Annotated in this window: 16 protein-coding genes; 6 read left to right on the plus strand and 10 right to left on the minus strand. The window is 64.5% G+C overall.

All coding sequences use genetic code 11. The annotated features are described in order from the left end of the window. Positions 1–8 precede the first annotated feature (8 nt). Positions 9–221 carry a hypothetical protein gene (locus ACYVNQ_RS14190; protein WP_460903127.1) on the minus strand — a complete coding sequence of 71 codons (213 nt, stop codon included), beginning with the start codon at positions 219–221 and terminating at the stop codon, positions 9–11. A gap of 351 nt (positions 222–572) precedes the next feature. Between ACYVNQ_RS14190 and ACYVNQ_RS14195 the strand changes: the two genes are divergently transcribed. Further along, positions 573–944 (plus strand): response regulator, encoded by a 372-nt coding sequence (locus ACYVNQ_RS14195; protein WP_460903128.1) that lies wholly within the window; start codon positions 573–575, stop codon positions 942–944. Between the two features lie 24 nt (positions 945–968). Here ACYVNQ_RS14195 and cynR read toward each other — a convergent pair whose 3' ends face one another. Continuing rightward, positions 969–1,853, minus strand: coding sequence for a transcriptional regulator CynR (gene cynR, locus ACYVNQ_RS14200; RefSeq protein ID WP_460903129.1), 885 nt, complete (start codon positions 1,851–1,853; stop codon positions 969–971). Between the two features lie 119 nt (positions 1,854–1,972). On the opposite strand from cynR, the gene ACYVNQ_RS14205 reads away from it, so the two are divergent. Then, positions 1,973–2,638 carry a carbonic anhydrase gene (locus ACYVNQ_RS14205; protein WP_460903130.1) on the plus strand — a complete coding sequence of 222 codons (666 nt, stop codon included), beginning with the start codon at positions 1,973–1,975 and terminating at the stop codon, positions 2,636–2,638. On the opposite strand, the gene ACYVNQ_RS14210 is transcribed toward ACYVNQ_RS14205, so the two are convergent. Then, positions 2,635–3,303: a response regulator transcription factor gene (locus ACYVNQ_RS14210; RefSeq protein WP_460903131.1), complete on the minus strand. Its 669-nt coding sequence runs from the start codon at positions 3,301–3,303 to the stop codon at positions 2,635–2,637. The two genes, ACYVNQ_RS14205 and ACYVNQ_RS14210, sit on opposite strands and share 4 nt — an antisense overlap. 707 nt (positions 3,304–4,010) lie before the next feature. Here ACYVNQ_RS14210 and ACYVNQ_RS14215 point away from each other — a divergent pair. Continuing rightward, positions 4,011–4,349 (plus strand): DUF4148 domain-containing protein, encoded by a 339-nt coding sequence (locus ACYVNQ_RS14215; RefSeq protein ID WP_460903132.1) that lies wholly within the window; start codon positions 4,011–4,013, stop codon positions 4,347–4,349. 118 nt (positions 4,350–4,467) lie between these two features. Continuing rightward, positions 4,468–5,085 carry a reactive chlorine resistance membrane protein RclC gene (gene rclC, locus ACYVNQ_RS14220; RefSeq protein WP_460903133.1) on the plus strand — a complete coding sequence of 206 codons (618 nt, stop codon included), beginning with the start codon at positions 4,468–4,470 and terminating at the stop codon, positions 5,083–5,085. A 185-nt stretch (positions 5,086–5,270) separates the two neighbouring features. Here rclC and ACYVNQ_RS14225 read toward each other — a convergent pair whose 3' ends face one another. From ACYVNQ_RS14225 to ACYVNQ_RS14245, 5 genes are all read right to left on the minus strand, one after another. Then, positions 5,271–5,822, minus strand: coding sequence for a DUF3455 domain-containing protein (locus ACYVNQ_RS14225; protein WP_460903134.1), 552 nt, complete (start codon positions 5,820–5,822; stop codon positions 5,271–5,273). Between the two features lie 182 nt (positions 5,823–6,004). Continuing rightward, complete coding sequence (locus ACYVNQ_RS14230) at positions 6,005–6,640, minus strand: MlaC/ttg2D family ABC transporter substrate-binding protein (RefSeq protein WP_460903135.1); 636 nt, start codon at positions 6,638–6,640, stop codon at positions 6,005–6,007. A 216-nt stretch (positions 6,641–6,856) separates the two neighbouring features. Further along, positions 6,857–8,038, minus strand: a complete 1,182-nt coding sequence (locus ACYVNQ_RS14235; protein WP_460903136.1) for a ProQ/FinO family protein — start codon at positions 8,036–8,038, stop codon at positions 6,857–6,859. 255 nt (positions 8,039–8,293) lie between these two features. Continuing rightward, positions 8,294–9,739, minus strand: coding sequence for an aldehyde dehydrogenase family protein (locus ACYVNQ_RS14240; RefSeq protein WP_460903137.1), 1,446 nt, complete (start codon positions 9,737–9,739; stop codon positions 8,294–8,296). 92 nt (positions 9,740–9,831) lie between these two features. Continuing rightward, positions 9,832–11,472: an acetolactate synthase large subunit gene (locus tag ACYVNQ_RS14245; RefSeq protein WP_460903138.1), complete on the minus strand. Its 1,641-nt coding sequence runs from the start codon at positions 11,470–11,472 to the stop codon at positions 9,832–9,834. Positions 11,473–11,892: 420 nt separating this feature from the next. On the opposite strand from ACYVNQ_RS14245, the gene ACYVNQ_RS14250 reads away from it, so the two are divergent. Continuing rightward, positions 11,893–12,972, plus strand: coding sequence for a helix-turn-helix domain-containing protein (locus ACYVNQ_RS14250; protein WP_460903139.1), 1,080 nt, complete (start codon positions 11,893–11,895; stop codon positions 12,970–12,972). Here the strand turns inward: ACYVNQ_RS14250 and ACYVNQ_RS14255 are convergent. Then, entirely contained in the window at positions 12,893–14,248 is a 1,356-nt protein-coding gene (locus ACYVNQ_RS14255; protein WP_460903140.1) for an MFS transporter, read from the minus strand. The genes ACYVNQ_RS14250 and ACYVNQ_RS14255 overlap by 80 nt on opposite strands. A gap of 15 nt (positions 14,249–14,263) precedes the next feature. Further along, positions 14,264–15,679 (minus strand): MmgE/PrpD family protein, encoded by a 1,416-nt coding sequence (locus ACYVNQ_RS14260; protein WP_460903141.1) that lies wholly within the window; start codon positions 15,677–15,679, stop codon positions 14,264–14,266. Positions 15,680–15,792: 113 nt separating this feature from the next. Between ACYVNQ_RS14260 and ACYVNQ_RS14265 the strand changes: the two genes are divergently transcribed. Continuing rightward, positions 15,793–16,743, plus strand: a complete 951-nt coding sequence (locus ACYVNQ_RS14265; protein WP_460903142.1) for a LysR family transcriptional regulator — start codon at positions 15,793–15,795, stop codon at positions 16,741–16,743. Positions 16,744–16,779: the final 36 nt, after the last annotated feature.

Below are 16,779 nucleotides of genomic sequence, written 5' to 3' on the forward strand. Positions count from 1 at the left end.
CTATTGAATCAATAGCGACGCGGCTCGCACATCATCGCGGCAAGCGCGTGCAGGATGTGCTCGCCTAGCGCGGTAATCCGCATCGACCGCTTCTGCTCATCGTAGACAACCAGCTGGCGCTGCATCAGCGGATGAACTTCGTCACGCGTGAAATCTACAGGCGACGCAGCGTGTTTGATCAACATCAGGGTCGAGTATTCGTGCGGGCTTAGCATCGTCATTCTGAAATTCAGGCCGAGAACATCGTTCGGACAGGGATTGCCCGCACGTTGATTTCGCCCCTGATGGTAGTGAGCGCGCCACGTGCGGACAACATACCTTAGTGTGTGTTTCCGCTTGTCGCTTCGGCTCGCGCACGCTGTCATCGCATCGTGTGCAGTACCGCACCTGCATGTTGTCGCAAGCTTGCGCAGAACGGCGTTTGGCGAGCAGGCCGTGTACCTGACAATGCGTAATGCGCAAGGTACCCCAGGCCTCGCTGGATTCGCTGTTTTTCATTTTTGCGAAGTGCCATACGCAGCATTCGAACTCGCATGTCGAAACCCGCTCACCTTGAAAGGCTTCCGTCCAGCATGCGTATCTCCCCTGTTATATCGATCGTCGAAGACGATGCTGCCGTGCGTGTCTCACTGGGCAATCTGGTACGCTCGATGGGTTATCGCGCGATGATGTTCGAGTCCGCGGAAGCCTATCTTGCGTCCGGCCAGATCGCGCAGACCTCGTGCGTGATCTCCGATGTTCTGATGCCCGGTCTGTCCGGCGACCAGATGCACGCACGGCTGCGTGCGCAAGGCAACGCCTGTCCCACCATCTTTGTCAGCGCGTTTCCCACCGAGGCGCTGCAAGCCAGACTCGAGCGCCAGGGCGCGCTGGTTCTGCTGGAAAAACCCTGCGCGCCTTCGGCGATTGCGCATTGGCTCACGGTCGCGCTAGGCGAAGGCTAGGCGGCCCAGGCCCGCCGCGCCCGGCTAGCTCGCCGCCATCGTCTTCAGCAGCAGCTGGACGAAAGCGCGTGCCGCGGCGGAGCGGTATGCGTCCTTACGTTGCAGCAGTGTCGCGGTACGCGGCGCAATGGCCGGCACCAGCGGCACCGCATGCAAGTCCTGATGCGCGTTGGTCACCTGCTCGGGAATGATCGTGGCAAGCCGGCCCCGCCGGACGATTTCGACGATCGCGCCAATCGAGTTGGTCTCGAGCGACACCGGCACCGTGATGCGATGCTGCGCGAAATACCCGTTGATATGCACGCGCGTCAGGAAATCGCTGCTCAGCAGTACCAGCGCTTCGTCGCTCAATTGTGCCGCACCCAACGGCTTTTTGCGGGCCGCCAGCCGGTGCCCGTGCCCGACCACGAGGCTGAGCTGCTCCTCGAAGAGCGGCAGGCTCTCGAGCTCGGCGCTGCGCGGCGGATCGAAGGCAATGCCGAGGTCCAGTTCGCCATCGGCAATCTCCTGCTCTAACCGGGCTTGCCGCATTTCATGAATCGCGACCGTAATGCCCGGATACATGCGATGAAAACGATCGGCCAGTGGACCGATCAGATACGCAGTGAAGGTGGGCGTAGTGGCGATCCGCAGGTTACCGCGGCTCAGCTCGCCGACGTCGTGAATCGCTCGCGCACCCGCCTCCAGATCGCGTAGCGCAAGCTTTGCGTAGTGCAGCCACACGATGCCTGCGTCGGTCAGCTGAACGACGCGGCCGGTGCGGTCGAACAACTGCACGTTCAAGGTTTCTTCCAGTTGCCTTACCTGTTGCGACAGCGTGGGCTGCGACACGTGCAGAGCCTCGGCGGCCCGCGTAAAATTCTCGTGCTCGGCAACTGCAAGAAAATAGCGGATATGGCGCAGCAGCATGGCAGGCCCCCCTTTCTATTGGTCGCGCCTATAGAAAGCATCATAAATCAGTCTTGGACGCTATGGCTCAACGTGGCCATCCTTGCTCCATCGAACCCTAACCCAGTGCGGAGCAGGATATGAAGGACATCATCGACGGTTTCCTGAAGTTTCAGCGGGACGAGTTTCCGAAGCGCAAGGCGCTGTTCGAGAAGCTGGCCACCGCCCAGGCGCCGAGCACGCTGTTCATTTCGTGCTCGGACAGCCGGATGGTTCCCGAGCTGGTAACACAGCGCGAGCCGGGCGACCTGTTTGTAATCCGCAATGCCGGCAACATCGTGCCCTCGTTCGGCCCCGAGCCCGGCGGCGTGTCAGCCACCGTCGAATACGCGGTGGCGGCGCTCGGCGTGTCCGACATCGTGATCTGCGGCCATTCCGATTGCGGCGCGATGACGGCGATCGCCACCTGCACATGTCTGGACCATATGCCCGCGGTGGCCAACTGGCTGCGCTATTCCGATGCGGCGAGGCTCGTCAACGAATCGCGCGAGCATGCGTCGGACCGTGAGCGGGTCAATTCGCTGGTGCGCGAAAACGTAATCGCGCAACTGAACAACATCCGCACCCACCCATCGGTTGCACTGGGTCTTGCACAAGGGCGCCTGAAGCTGCACGGCTGGGTGTACGACATCGGAGCCGGCTCGATCGAGGCACTCGACAGCGCCACTCGCCAGTTCGTGTCGCTGGCTGAGCACCCGGGCGTGACCGCAACTCCGGTCGAATATCGCGGGGCGCCGGGGAATTAGCGCGACGCGTGCGCCGGCAGCGCGAGATCGAGCGCCTGGGCCTTGCGCACGAGGTCCGGCACCGAGCGGGCTTTCATTTTTCGCATGACTTGCCCGCGGTAGATCTTGACGGTGATTTCGCTCAGATTCAGTTCGAATGCGATCTGCTTGTTCAGCAGGCCCGCGACCACGTACGCCATCACCTGCTGTTCGCGCGACGTCAACAACGCGAAATCGGCGCGCAATAGCGCTACCTCGCGTTCGGCCTCGAGCCGCTTCTCGTCGCTCGTCAGCGCCTCGATCACGCCGGCCACGATGTCCTGATTGCGAAACGGTTTCGGGAAGAAGTTCAGCGCGCCGGCGCGCAGTGCCTTCGCACACATCTCCATGTCGCCATAGCCGGTCACGAACAATACCGGCATGTACAAGCCGGCTTCGCGCATCTGTGCATGAAACGCAAGACCGCTCGTGCCGGGCAAGCGCACGTCGAGGATCAGACAGCTCGGCGTTTGCGGCCGCGCGAAATCGAGGAACGCCTGCGGTGTCGCGAAGGCTTCGACCGACCAGCCCTCGGCGCGCAGCAACGCAGCCAGCGAGCGTCGCACCGAGACTTCGTCGTCGACGATATAGACAAGCGGCTTGTGCTCGGCGCCGGCCTTGCTGTGCGGCGACATGGCTGACTGCATCGATACTTCCTTTGTTGCCGAATGACGGCTCGACCGCACCCGCCTTGCACCGCGTGAACGGTATCAAGGCTGCGTTGTACGCCGCCGTGGCGTACACATGTTTGTCACGGATGTATAACAATTGCCGGCCGGCCGCGGCATGCGACGCCATTCGGGATACTGGCGCCAGTATAAACAAGGCTTCCGGCCAACGTACTGGAAGATGCGGACGCCATCAAAAACGGCGTGCTACAGGCATTGCCGTCAAACCCGTCAGCCCCGCTCCACCTGCGCTTCGACAATCGCGATGCTGCGGCGTTCGAAATTCCGCTGCCCGTTTGCTTGTCCGATCGTCCGCTCTTCGCGAAGGGTACTTTCCAAAAAACACCTGATTTTCTCCTTTTATTCACATGTGGCCGTGCACACAGCGTGCAAAAACGATATCCATAGGAAGCCTTTGACGGTGCGTTGCAACGGCGTCGTTCTCCTTACATATCGCGCCGCCCGGGTGAGCCGAATGAGCATGTTGTTGAGTCGCGCGAGCTTCAGGTGAAGACCGCTCACCTCCTAGAGTGGACGTACGCCATCGCTGATGGCGCTGCGACACAGCAACGCAACGACCTGCACCGGTTAGCTGGGCTGAAACACATACCGGCCACTATCCGGATAGTTGCATATGCAAGGTGTTTGCTTGCATATGCAACTTAACTGCTTTTTGGAGAAACACCATGAAAAACCGCTTCGCCTCCACTTTGATTGCTACGACCGCGCTCGCGTTCGGCCTTGCAGCCAGCGCCGCGCACGCGCAAACCGGCCCCCTGACGCGGGCCCAGGTCCGCGCCGAACTCGGACAGCTGCGTGCCGCGGGCTACGACCAGTCGAGCGGCGAGGACATCCACTATCCGGAACAATTGCAAGCCGCACAGGCGCGCGTGTCCGCGACGCAGCAAGCCGCTCGCGCAGTGGAGGGTTCATCCGGCTATGGCGGTGTGCCGGCCGGCACATCGGCGGCCGACGGCAAGGCAAGCGCGAACGACGGCATGAAGCCGGTGTATTTCGGTCAGTAAGCGCAAGCGCGAGCGGTTTTGTCAGGCACGCGGCAGCAGCGCGATGGCGCGCATATGGAGCGTGCTGAAGAAGCAGACTGCGACGGCGCCGATCTCAAAGCATCATCTGGAGCACACCATGAATCTCTATACCGACTTTCTGAAAGTGACGAGCCGCGGCGGCAGCTTCGGCGTCAACCTGATCCGCATTTCGTTCGCGATCGTATTCCTGTGGATCGGCGCATTGAAGTTCGTTCCGTACGAGGCGGACAGCATTACGCCGCTGGTGGCGCAAAGCCCCGTGATGGAGTTCTTCTACAAGCACCCGAAAGAGTATGCGCAGCATATGACCAAGGAAGGCCAACTGGTCCCTGAACAGCGCAAATGGCAACAGGACAACGACACGTATGCGTTCTCGCGCGGACTCGGCACGCTCGAAATCATCATCGGCCTGCTGGTGCTGTCGAATTTCTTTTCGCGCAATCTCGGCTTGCTCGGCGGCCTGTTGTCCTTCGTTACGCCATTCGTCACGCTGTCGTTTCTGATTACCACCCCTGAAACCTGGGTGCCCGCGCTCGGCGACGCACAGCACGGCTTCCCGTTCCTGTCCGAGCACGGCAGGCTGATCATCAAGGACACGATGATTATCGCGGGAGCGGTGGTGGTAATGGCCGACTCGGCCAAGCAGTTGCTGCGCGAACGCGAGGCGCTGCCTGCGAGCGTGCGAAAACTCGCGACGGGGCACGCACAATCGTAAGATTCGTCAGCCGTGCCGCCGTCAACGCAGCGCGTAGGCGGCGACACGCGGCGGCAGGTTTACCGCGCGCTACACGGCGCGCGGCGTCCTTGCGTCTACGACCATCGCGAAGCGGCACCGGCCCGGCCCGGGCACGCCGTGGCTCGCTGCAGGGACCTTACGGTGGGAACCTGATGGCCAGGCCCTTACTTCAGGAACACATAGTTCGCGTAGTACGGCGAGTACCCGGGTTCATGTTCCGTCGTGCAGGGCGCCGCCGGCGCAGCGCCGCCGACCGTGTTCAGGCGCTGCACGTACCGGATGCCCGACAGTTGGCCCTGGCTGCCCGTGCTGCTGGCGCTCAGCAACAACTGCGCGATGCTGCCCGGCGATGCGCTGGCCGCCTGCGCGAGCATGTGGCCGGCGATCTTGCTGCCGTCCTCGGCCTGCCACGTCGGGCCGGCGTCGTGCTGAACCGCTACGTGGCCGTGCTCGTCGTATAGCGTGGCTTTCGGGCTCTTGAAAACCCAGCCGAGCCGATGCGCGCTGTCGTATTCGCAGTTGTAGATCTGCACGCCGGTTGCGGTGAGCGACATGACCGGCTGCGCATCGGGCGGCACGAGCGCGGCAGGCGGCGCGGCCGGCAGCGGCGTGGCGCATAAGGCGAAGCTGGAAAAGCTGGCCGCGGCGCCGGCGGCAAGCGCGGCGCGCAGCATGGCAACGCGGGATGAAAAACGGGGGGCTGAAAAGCGGTACATGGTCGTGGTCTCCGGCAAAGGTGCGCTTCGGAAACATTCGACGGGTCGATTCTATTCCAGTCGATGCAAGCATCAACGGTAAAAGGCAGCGTCGCGCTGCCCTCTGGATTCCGCGGCTCGCACGTGCCGCAACGATGGAAAGGCTTGCACCACGCCTGCACCGCGCTTTCAGCCGCGCGCCGCTACGATTGCGGCGATTTGCCGGCGGCGAGCTGCTGGTTGCGTTCGGTGAGGAACTGGATCAGGCCATCCACGCCGCTTTGTGCGATCTTTTCGCCGAACTGCTGACGATAGGTCTGCACCAGCCACGCACCCACCACGTTCAGATCGTACAGGCGCCAGCCTTGCGCGGTCTTGCGCAGACGGTAGTCGATTTCGACAGGCTGCGTATCGGTCACCGCGATCGTACGCACCACCACGTCGGTATCGTTGGGCGACACGCGCATCGGCGGATATTCGATCTTCTGGTCGGGGCGCAGCTGCGCAAGCGCGCCTGAATACAGGTGGATCAGCAGCGTCTGGAATTCGCGCGAAAGACGCTCGCGCTGTTCCGGCGTCGCCGTGCGCCAGTAGCGCCCCACCGCGAGCTGCGTCGTGTAGTGGAAATCGACGTACGGCAGGATGTCGCGGTTCACGATGTCCATGATGCGCGGGATATCGTTCGGGTCGATCGCGCGCGTGCGCACCTCGTCGAGCACCTGCTGGGTCGCGGTTCTGATCAGCGCCTGCGGATCGGACCGGTCGTCGATCTGCGCGAACGCGCTGCTGCCGTACGCGAATGTCAGCAAGAAAATAGCGGCGAGGAAGAGCTTTTTCATAGACGCGAATCCTTCACGAGTTTCGCCGTGCGGCGGCATGCGCCTTGCAGTGGCGCGTGTGCCCCGGTGGCGGCCCGCGACGGGAAACGTCGGGGTTCGCGTAGGTTAGCATCGCCCAGCAAGCTTTGCGAAAGAGGTCTGCGCAGAGGCGAACGCGCCGCGCAATCCCCGCGCTCCGCGGTTGCGCGAAGCGGCGGGCAGAGCGCGGCGCGTCGATCAGGAGTTGGCGTGGGCTTTTTCCGCCGATGCGGGTGCGGCGGCTTGCGGTGCGGCCGGGTCTGATGCTCCGACAGCGTCTGCCGATGCGGCCTGGCCACTGATGCCGGCTTCGGCGCCAGCTTTGGCTTCGGTTTCTGCGCTAGCTTCGGTTTCTGCTTCGGCGCTGGCGCCGGCTTCGACACCCGTTGCAGCGTGGTTTTGCGGTTGTTCCGGCGCGCTGGCGGCTGCCGTCGCGTCGCCCGCGAGTTGCACCTCTGCGGTAGCGCCGGGCGCCGCATCGGGCTGCGCGAGCACCGGCGCTTCGATTGCCGGTGCCGCATTGCCGTCCGCCGCCCCTTCAGCAGCCGTCCCGTGTGCCGCATCACCCTTTGCCGTGGCGGCGGGACCGCCGGCCCCGGCAGCGCCTTCTGCACGCGGCCGCCGCGGGCCGCCGCGCTGCGAATTACGGGCGAACGCAACGTCGCGCGCATTGACGAGACCTGCCGGCGCGCCGGTCAGATCGACGCGTGCGGCGCCGTCGGTCAGGCAGGTCCAGTAGCGGCTGCCGCGGCACCAGGTGGCGATCGCCTCGCGGATCTCCGCTTCGGAAAGCCCCAGTTGCTCTGCATGCGGCAGAAGATCTTCGAAAATGCCTACTTTCAGCGGGAGCTTCGGTTCGGGTTTCTTCGGAAATGCCGCAGGGAAGCGCTTTTGCAGCTTGCCGATCGCATGCACCACCGGATCGACCGGCTCGCGTGCCGGCTGCTTGCCCTGCTGGCCCTGCTGTTGGCCCGGGCGCTGCCCCTGGCGCGGCTGCCGGCCGTGTGGCGCGGCGCTGCGGTCGCCACGGTCGCCATGCTGACCGCCTTGACCGCCTTGCCCACCCTGACCGCCCTGGCGCCTGTCCGCTCCCTTACCCGGGTGCGCACCGCCCTGTGCGGCCTGACGCGACCCGTCATGCGCGGCGCGCTGCCGGTTGGCCGGCGCGCCGCCGGTCGTCCCCTCCGCCTGTTGCGCGGCGGGGCGATCTTCACGTCTGCGCCCCTCCGGGCGGGCGTCCGCGGGGCGGCCGTCCGAGCCGCCGCGGCGCGCTGTCGATGGCTTCGCACGCTCAGCCTCGGCCTCCCGTTGTGCCTGTTTTACATCGCGAGCCTGCTTTGCGAGTTGCTTCTTCAACTCAGCCAGTTGTTCGAAACCCATTCTATGTCCTGCAAAAGTGACGCACGATTTTACCAGCCTCGCGTGACACACCGGTGTGCGCCGGTCATATACGCCATTTTCGGGGTTGCGCAGCGCGCCTTTGCGCAATGCGCGACGGCCTGAGCCACCCTCTTCCGGCACCCGATCCACCTGCACCGGGCGCCCCCATATCACCGCGGCAATTCGCGGTGTCAAACTCCGTACAGCTTGTCTGTCATGCGCGCCTGCACAACGTCTTGACGACGCGCGGCGCAGTTAGCGTGCCTGCCAGGTTTCGCGCATCACCATCAGCCGCAATTCGGTCATGTCCTCGATCGCATAGCGGATGCCTTCGCGACCGAGACCCGAGTCCTTCACGCCGCCGTACGGCATGTTGTCGACCCGGAACGACGGCACATCGTTGATCACCACGCCGCCCACGTCGAGTTCATCCCACGCCTGATGCGCATGCGCGAGTGAATCGGTAAACACCCCTGCCTGCAGGCCGAAATCGCTGTCGTTGACGGTGGCGAGCGCATCCTCGAAGCGTTCGAAACGCTCGAGTATCGCCACCGGCCCAAACGCCTCCTTGCGGTACAGGTCCGTGTCGCGCCCGACGTTTTCAAGCAGCGTTGCCTCGAAATTCGCGCCGTCGACCTTGCCGCCCGCCACGATTTTCGCACCCGCCTTCACCGCGCCGTCCATCCAGCCCGCGAGCCGTCGCGACTCCGATTCCGAAATCATCGGCCCGACGAAGGTGTCCTCATGTTTCGGATCGCCCATTTTCAGCGACCTTGTCTTCGCGATCAGTTTCTCGCGCAGCGCATCGTACAGCTTCGCGTGGATCAGGATACGCTGCACGCCGATGCAGCTTTGCCCCGACTGGTAGAACGCGCCGAACGCGAGCCGCTCGACCACGTAGTCGAGCTTGTCGCCCTGATCGCCGTCGACGATTGCCGCTGCGTTGCCGCCCAGCTCGAGAATCACCTTCTTCTTGCCGGCCCGCGCCTTCAGGTCCCAGCCCACCGCCGGCGAACCGGTGAACGACAGCAGCTTGAAACGCTCGTCGGTGGTGAACAGGTCTGCGCCATCGCGATGCGCCGGCAGGATCGAGAACGCGCCTTTCGGCAGATCGGTCTCCGCGAGAATCTCACCGATCATCAACGCACCCACCGGCGTGCGGCTCGCCGGCTTCATCACGAACGGCGCGCCGGCGGCGATGCCCGGCGCGATCTTGTGCGCGGCCAGATTCAGCGGAAAGTTGAATGGCGAAATGAACGAGCACGGGCCGATCGGCACGCGCTTCACGTAGCCGTGGTAACCCTTCGCGCGCTCGGAGATTTCGAGGTTCAGCACTTCGCCGTTCAGGCGCACCGCTTCCTCGCCGGCAACCTTGAAGGTGTCGATCAGGCGCGTGACTTCGCCGCGCGAGTCCTTGATCGGTTTGCCGGCCTCGATGCACAGCGCCATCGAAAGCTCGTCGTAACGTTCGCGAAAGCGCTTCACGCAATGTTCGAGCACGGCCTGGCGCCTGAACGGCGGGAACGCGCGCATCGCCGGCATCGCGGCGGCGGCAAGGCCGATCGCCTTGTCGATGGCCGCTGCATCGGCCATCGCAACGCGCGTGGCGACTTCACCGCTGAACTTGTCGGTCACCTCCAGATCGGTGTTGGCCGCGACTGCTTCGTTAGCGAGGTAGTACGGGTAAGTCTTCTGCAACATCGCATGTTCTCCTTGGAGGCGGTTGTAAACCGCAACAGGGCAGCAAGGACCATTCCCTTGCCGCCTCGCAGAGTGAGTTTGTCGAGCGTGGCTTACAACTGGGCCGAAAGCCGCTTGATTTCGCGATTCAGTACCCGTTCGTTGTCCGAGTAGTCGATCGGCAGGTCGATCACGTGCACGCCCGGCGTCGTGAAGCACTCGTGCAACAGCGGCGCGAATTCGTCGGCCGACGTGACGCGATGCCCATGCGCGCCATAGCTTTGCGCGTAAGCGACGAAGTCGGGGTTGGCGAGCGTCATGCCGTAGTCCGGGAAATTCATGTTTTCCTGCTTCCAGCGGATCATGCCGAACGCGTCGTCGCGCAGGATCAGCACGACGAGGTCGAGCTTCAGGCGCACCGCCGTTTCGAGTTCCTGCGAGTTCATCATGAAGCCGCCGTCGCCGCATACCGCGATCGCCCTGCGCTCCGGATGCACGATCTTCGACGCAATCGCCGACGGCAAGCCCGCACCCATCGACGCGAGCGCGTTGTCGAGCAGCAGCGAGTTCGGCTCGTGCGCGCGGTAGTAGCGCGCAAACCAGATCTTGTACATGCCGTTGTCGAGACAGATGATGCCGTCCTGCGGCATTGCCTCGTACAGATCGTTGACGATACGCACCGGGTACATCGGGAAGCGCTCGTCGTGCTGGCCTTTGGCCAGATGCGCTTCGAAATGCTGCTTGATCTCCATGAAGCGCGCGAAATCCCAATGCTCGCCGCGGCCCTTCAGCGCTTCTTTCAGCTGCCATACCGCGTTCGCGATGTCGCCGACCACTTCGATCTGCGGGAAATACACGGCATCCACTTCGGCGCCGAGGAAATTCACGTGAATCACCGTCTTGTCGCCGCGCATGAAGAACGGCGGCTTCTCGATCACATCGTGGCCGACGTTGATGATGCAGTCCGCGTGATCGATCGCGCGATGCACGAAGTCGCCATCGGAAAGCGTTGCGTTGCCGAGCCACTGCGGATGCGATTCGTCGATCACGCCCTTGCCCATCTGCGTGGTGAAGAACGGCATGCCGACCTGATCGACGAATTCGCGCAGCACCTTGCGCGTGGTCTTGCGGTTGCCGCCCGCGCCGATCATCAGCAACGGATGCTTCGCGGACGCGATCGCCTCGGCCGCATGCGCGACCGCTTTTTCTTCGGCCACCGGCCGGCGGCTGTAGCTCTTTGGAATCGGTTTGCCGTCGCCTTCTTCATGCGCGACGTCTTCCGGCAACTCGAGGTGGGTGGCGCCGGGCCGCTCTTCTTCGGCGCGGCGGAACGCTTCGCGCACCGCAGCCGGAATATTGCCGACCGACACCAGCTGCCGCGTGTACTTGGTGAGCGGCTCCATCATGCGCACCACGTCGACAATCTGGAAGTGGCCCTGCTTGCTCGACTTGATCGGCTTCTGGCCGGTCACCATCAGCATCGGCATGCCGCCTAGCTGCGCATACGCGGCCGCGGTGACGAAGTTGGTGGCGCCCGGCCCGAGCGTCGCCAGACAGACGCCGGTGCGGCCGGTCAGCCGGCCGTACGTGGCCGCCATGAAACCGGCGGCCTGCTCGTGACGCGTGAGCACGAGCTTGATCGATGAGCGGCGCAGCGATTCGAGCAGGTCGAGATTTTCCTCGCCGGGGATGCCGAACACGTACTCGACGCCTTCCGCTTCCAGCGATTTGACGAACAGATCCGATGCTTTCATGGGAAAGAGCCCCGCGTGGTATTGGGAAAGAAGAGAGAGGTGCAGAACCTGTTGCGCGCCGCGCTCCGCGGACCGGAAGCGCCACCCGGCGGCGACGACTGAGAGCTTACTACCTGGTGAGCATTCGTGCGCGAACATGGGGCACGTAGCAGCAGTATGCAACGCGGCGCGCGACAACCTCCATACCTTGGTATAGCGGATGCAGCGCTAGTTTAGAAGTTGTACACCGCAGCACACTGTTCAGCGTGGAGCGCGAGCGATATGGTTGTTCGTCGCCGCCATCGCCGTCGTCGCCACTGTTATGTCCACGTGCGCAGGCGCCCTATGCCAGCCGGATCACACAAGGTCTCCCCCATGCTCACACCGACACCCGACTGCAGTCGATCTGAAAGTCCGGCTGACATCCGGCCAGACACATCCATGCCCGCTGCCGCCACGCTCACCGCACGCGCGCGCAATGCGGTGTGCTACGAGACCCACTGGCGCGGCATCCTGCGCGACCTTGCGGAAAGCGTGCGAACCGGCCACGAAGCGCCGCTGCTGCTCGGCCGCTGGATCACGTCGGGACCGGCGCACGGCGCCGCCTGCGGCCCCGCGGGCTACTACGTGATCGCCGTTGCGCTGCGTGCCACCGCGCCATTGCGGCTCACATCGAATGACCGCACGCTGCATGCCGGCCCGCTCGAGCGCGGCATGGTGCAGGTTTCGACGCCCGCCACGCTGGCCGAATATCACGCCGATGCGCCGTGCGATTTTCTGCATATCTATCTGTCGCATGAGTACCTCGCACACGGCGCGGACCGCGAGCTCGCCGGCAAGATCGCCACCGCGCAGAGCGGCGGCTACCCGTTCATGCGCGACGGCATTGTCAGGCAGCTCACGCATGTGCTGGCCAATGCGCTCGACAGTATCGATCCGACCGAGCGCGCATGCATCGATCACGTCGCGCGGGCGCTCGCCGCGCGCGCGCTCGAAGTGGCATTGCTACCTGCCTGTGCGCGCCCGCCGGAGGCCGGCAAACCGCCGCCGCTCGACAGCTGGCGGATTCGCCGCACCATCGCGTTCATCGACGATCATCTCGACCAGCCGGTCGCGCTGGCGCATCTCGCGAACGCTGCGGGGCTGTCGCCCACTTACTTCGCGACGCGCTTTCGCGCCGCCACCGGCATCTCGCCGCGACTCTTTCTGGTGCAGCGGCGGCTGGCGCGCGCCAAGGTGCTGCTCGAAACGACGCGGATGAGCATGCTCGACATCGCATTGCAGGTCGGCTTTCGGACCCAGTCGCATTTCACGACAGTGTTCGGCCGGCACGAGAGCGCGACCCCGAACCAGTGGCGTGCGCGTCATGGGCAGCCGGATCAGCGGGCAGCTGGGCATGCCGCCGCGCCGCACGAGACGACAACCGGCGTGCGCGCCACGCTCAACGCCACGCGTCTTGCTGGCGCGCCTCGGCGTCGATTACCGAGCGGTGTCGGGTTTCCGGCATCAGCAGATACGTGATCAGCGACACCGCCGCGCACGCGCTGACGTAATAGAAGAACCACGTCTCGTGCCCGGCATGCTTCAGATGCAGCGCGACGAATTCGGTGGTGCCGCCCATCACCGAGGTCACGACCGCAAACGGCAGCCCGACGCCGAGCGCGCGCACGTTCGCCGGAAACAGCTCCGACTTGACCAGCCAGTGAATCGACGAGAAGCCGCTCAGCATGCCGAGCGCGGCGAGATTCAGCGCAAAGGCGGTCCACGCCTGATGCGTCGCGCCAAGCGCATGCATCAGCGGCACCGTCAGAAAGGTGCCGCCGAAGCCGAAGATCAGCAGCACAGGCCGCCGCCCGATCCGGTCCGACAGCAGGCCGAACAGCGGCTGGCACAGCATGTAGACGGCCAGCGCGGCGGTCGTGATCTGCGTGGCCTGGCTGCGGCTGAAGCCCGACGTGTTGACCATGTACTTCTGCAGATAGATCGTGAACGTGTAGAACGCCACCGTGCCACCGATGCTGATGCCGATGGTCCACAGCGTCTGCTTGCGATGACGCACCAGCAGCGTCAGCAGGCTGCCCGATTCGCTGTGCGGCGCGTGGTGCGACGCTTTGCGCGCGAACGCATCGGTCTCCGCGATGCCGCGCCGCAAATACAGCGCGAACACCGCCAGCACGCCGCCGATCGCGAACGGAATGCGCCAGCCCCACTGTTCGAGCTGCTGCGGGCTCAGCACGAACTGCTGCAGCACGAGCATCAGCGCGAGCGCCAGCAGTTGTCCGAGCACCACCGTCACCTGCACGAAGCCGACGAAGAAGCCGCGCCGCCCGGTCGGCGCCATTTCGCTCAGGTAGGTTGCACTGGTGCCCGCTTCGCCCCCCATGCTGAAGCCTTGCAGCAATCGCGCGCACACCAGCACCGCGGGTGCGGCCACGCCGATCGTCGCGTAGGTTGGCGTCAGCGCGATGATCAGCGAGCCCGCGCTCATCATCGCCACTGACAAACTCAACGCGACCCGCCGGCCGCGCCGGTCGGCCAGCGCACCGATCGCCCAGCTGCCGAGCGGCCGCACCACGTAGCCGATCGCCGCGACCGCCGCTGCGTTGAGCAACTGCGCGGTCTGATTGCCGCCCGGGAAGAACGCGTGGCTGAAATAGATCGAGAAAATCGAATACGCGAGAAAGTCGTACCACTCGATCACATTGCCCGCCGCGCCGCCGATGATCGAGCGCAGCCTGTGGCGCCGCGCTGCAGGCGCTGCGGTTATCGCGAGTTTGTCGGGCGTGGCGGCGGCCATGGCGATACTCAGTACTCAGCCGTGTGCTGCGAGCAGGCGCGCGAGTTCGCCCGCATCCGCCTGCTGTTCGGCGTGCAGTACCCAGTCGACGATGCGCTCCACGTGCTGTTGCGTAAAGCGGTGCCCGGCCAGGTTCGTCATCTTGTGCACGATGTCGGCGTCGCTCGCGAAGGCGTGCTCGCTGCCGCGCTGCGCTTCGAGCGTTGCTTCGAGTTCGGTGCCGTCGCGCAGCCGCACCTGCACGCGCACCTTGTGGCGCAGCGCCGGGCCGCCCGCGGTGATGGCCGGATCTTCGATTACCTGAACGCGTTCGGCCAGCGCCATACGCTGCGGATCGGCAACCTTGTCCTCGCTGAACTGGTCGACGAATACATCGCCTTCCAGCAGCAGCGTCGCGACGCAATACGGCAGATTCAGCTGCGCGCCCGTCAGGCCCTGCGGCACGTATTTCCAGCCGACATGGTCGACCGTCACGCGCGAGCCGTGCACGACGATGCGCTCGACGTCGTCCGGGCCGAACGGATGGCGCGCGGCAAGCGTGCGCAGTGCGTCGAGCGTCGTATGGTTGCTGCCCACACACGCATAGAATTTCAGCGCGATGCGCATCGTCTCGAAGCGCTCGCCGAGGCCTTCGACCAGCTTCGTCAGATCGAAACGGTCGGTCGAACGCGAAAACGTACTGCAGAAACCGCCGTAGGGATTCTCGAAGACATCGACGATGCCGGTGAAACCCTGTTGCGCGAGCAGCGCTCCGTACAGCCCGCTTTGCGCGGCGCGGCCCGCATGCATGCGCTTGACCATCGCGCCGAACTGCGCGGCCATCAGCCCGGCCGCCTGGGTCCCGGCAATGCCGAGTGCGTGCACTGTCTGCGCCGCGTCGAGTTGCAGCGCGGCAGCCGCACCGGCCGCGGCGGAAAACACGCCGACCGTCGCACCCGAATGCCAGCCTTGGGCGATATGTTCGGGGCCCATGCACATGCCGACACGCGGTCCGATTTCATATCCCGCTACACAGGCGCGCAGAAAATCGCGGCCGCTCACACGCGTGTGTTGCGCATGAGTGTCGATCGCCGCGAGCACGGCTGGCAGGGTCACCGCGCCGACGTGCAGCACGCCGACCCGATGTACGTCGTCGAGCTCGAAGCTCTGCACCAGCGTGCCGTTCACCAGCGCTGCGTGCGGTGCAGACAATTTTAGCGGCGTGCCCCACACCGCAGAGCGGCGCGTTTCATCGACGCGGCTCAAGGTCTGCGCAAGAATCCGGCTCCACGGCAAGCTCGCACCGTAGATCGCGCAGCCAAGCGAATCGAGAATCAGCAGCTTGATGCGGGCCAGCACTTCATCGGGAATCGCTTCGTAACGCAAGTCCGCGACAAACGCAGCGATGCCGCCGGTGTACGGGTTTGACCCTACTTCCTTGACTTGATTCATGGTGCCGGTGAGGTATCGAGAACAGGCGCCCAGTATCGACAGCGTCGTGCGGTTTGTGAATTGCAGCGCACGTGATTATTATTGCGTGACACGCAAGAACCCCTGGAGCCCGAATGCGCGGTGCTGCGCCTGCGAACCGTTTCCCGAGCGTCGATCTCGATGCATTGCGCGCGTTCGTCGCGGTCGCCACGCATACGTCGTTCAACGGCGCCGCACTCGAGCTCGCGTTGTCTGCGTCGGCGCTCACGCGGCGTATCAAGCGGCTCGAAGACGCGCTCGACGTCGCGCTGTTCGAACGCACCACCCGCTTCGTCGCGTTGACCGCCGCCGGCGATATGCTGCTGCCGCATGCGCTGAACGTGTTGCACGAGCTCGATGCGTCGCTGCATGCGGTGTCCGAGGCGACGCAGAGCCGTGCGGGCCAGTTGACCATTGCGTGCATTCCGACTGTGGCGAAGTTTCTGTTGCCGGGGATCGTCGGCAGCTATCACCGGCGGCGCCCGGAAGTGCGTCTGAAACTGATCGAAGCGGGCCTCGCCACGGTCGCACAGCGCGTGGCGGATGGCGACGCCGACTTCGGTATCGCGTTTCTCGTCAATCACACGCAAGAACTCGCGATCGACGAGCTGCTGGTCGATCCGTACATGCTTGCGTGTCCAACCGACCACCCGCTCGCTGCGCACGCGCAAGTCGCGTGGCGTGAATTGCGGCCCTGGCCGCTGATCGTGTCGGGCACCACCAGCGGTAACCGGCGCATGCTCGATGCCGCGCTGCGCGACATCGACTGGCGCCCCGAGCGGCTGATCGAGATCGAACACCTGACCACCTCGCTCGGCCTCGTCGAAGCAGGACTCGGCATCTCGATCATTCCGCGCTGTGCGGTGCCGCGGGATATCCGGCAGCGGGTAGCAATCAGGCCGCTGGTCGAGCCTACGGTGGCGCGCACCATCGGCCTGATCCGCCGCCGCGATGCGCGGCTCTCGCCGGTGGCGCGCGATTTCAGGCTCGCGCTGCGCAGGCTCGCACCGCTTGATGCGGTGGCGGGCGCGGGCGAACCCACGTGACTGCGCGCACGATGTCCGTTTCCATCCACACGCCGG

It is taken from the genome of Paraburkholderia jirisanensis, from assembly GCF_054782355.1.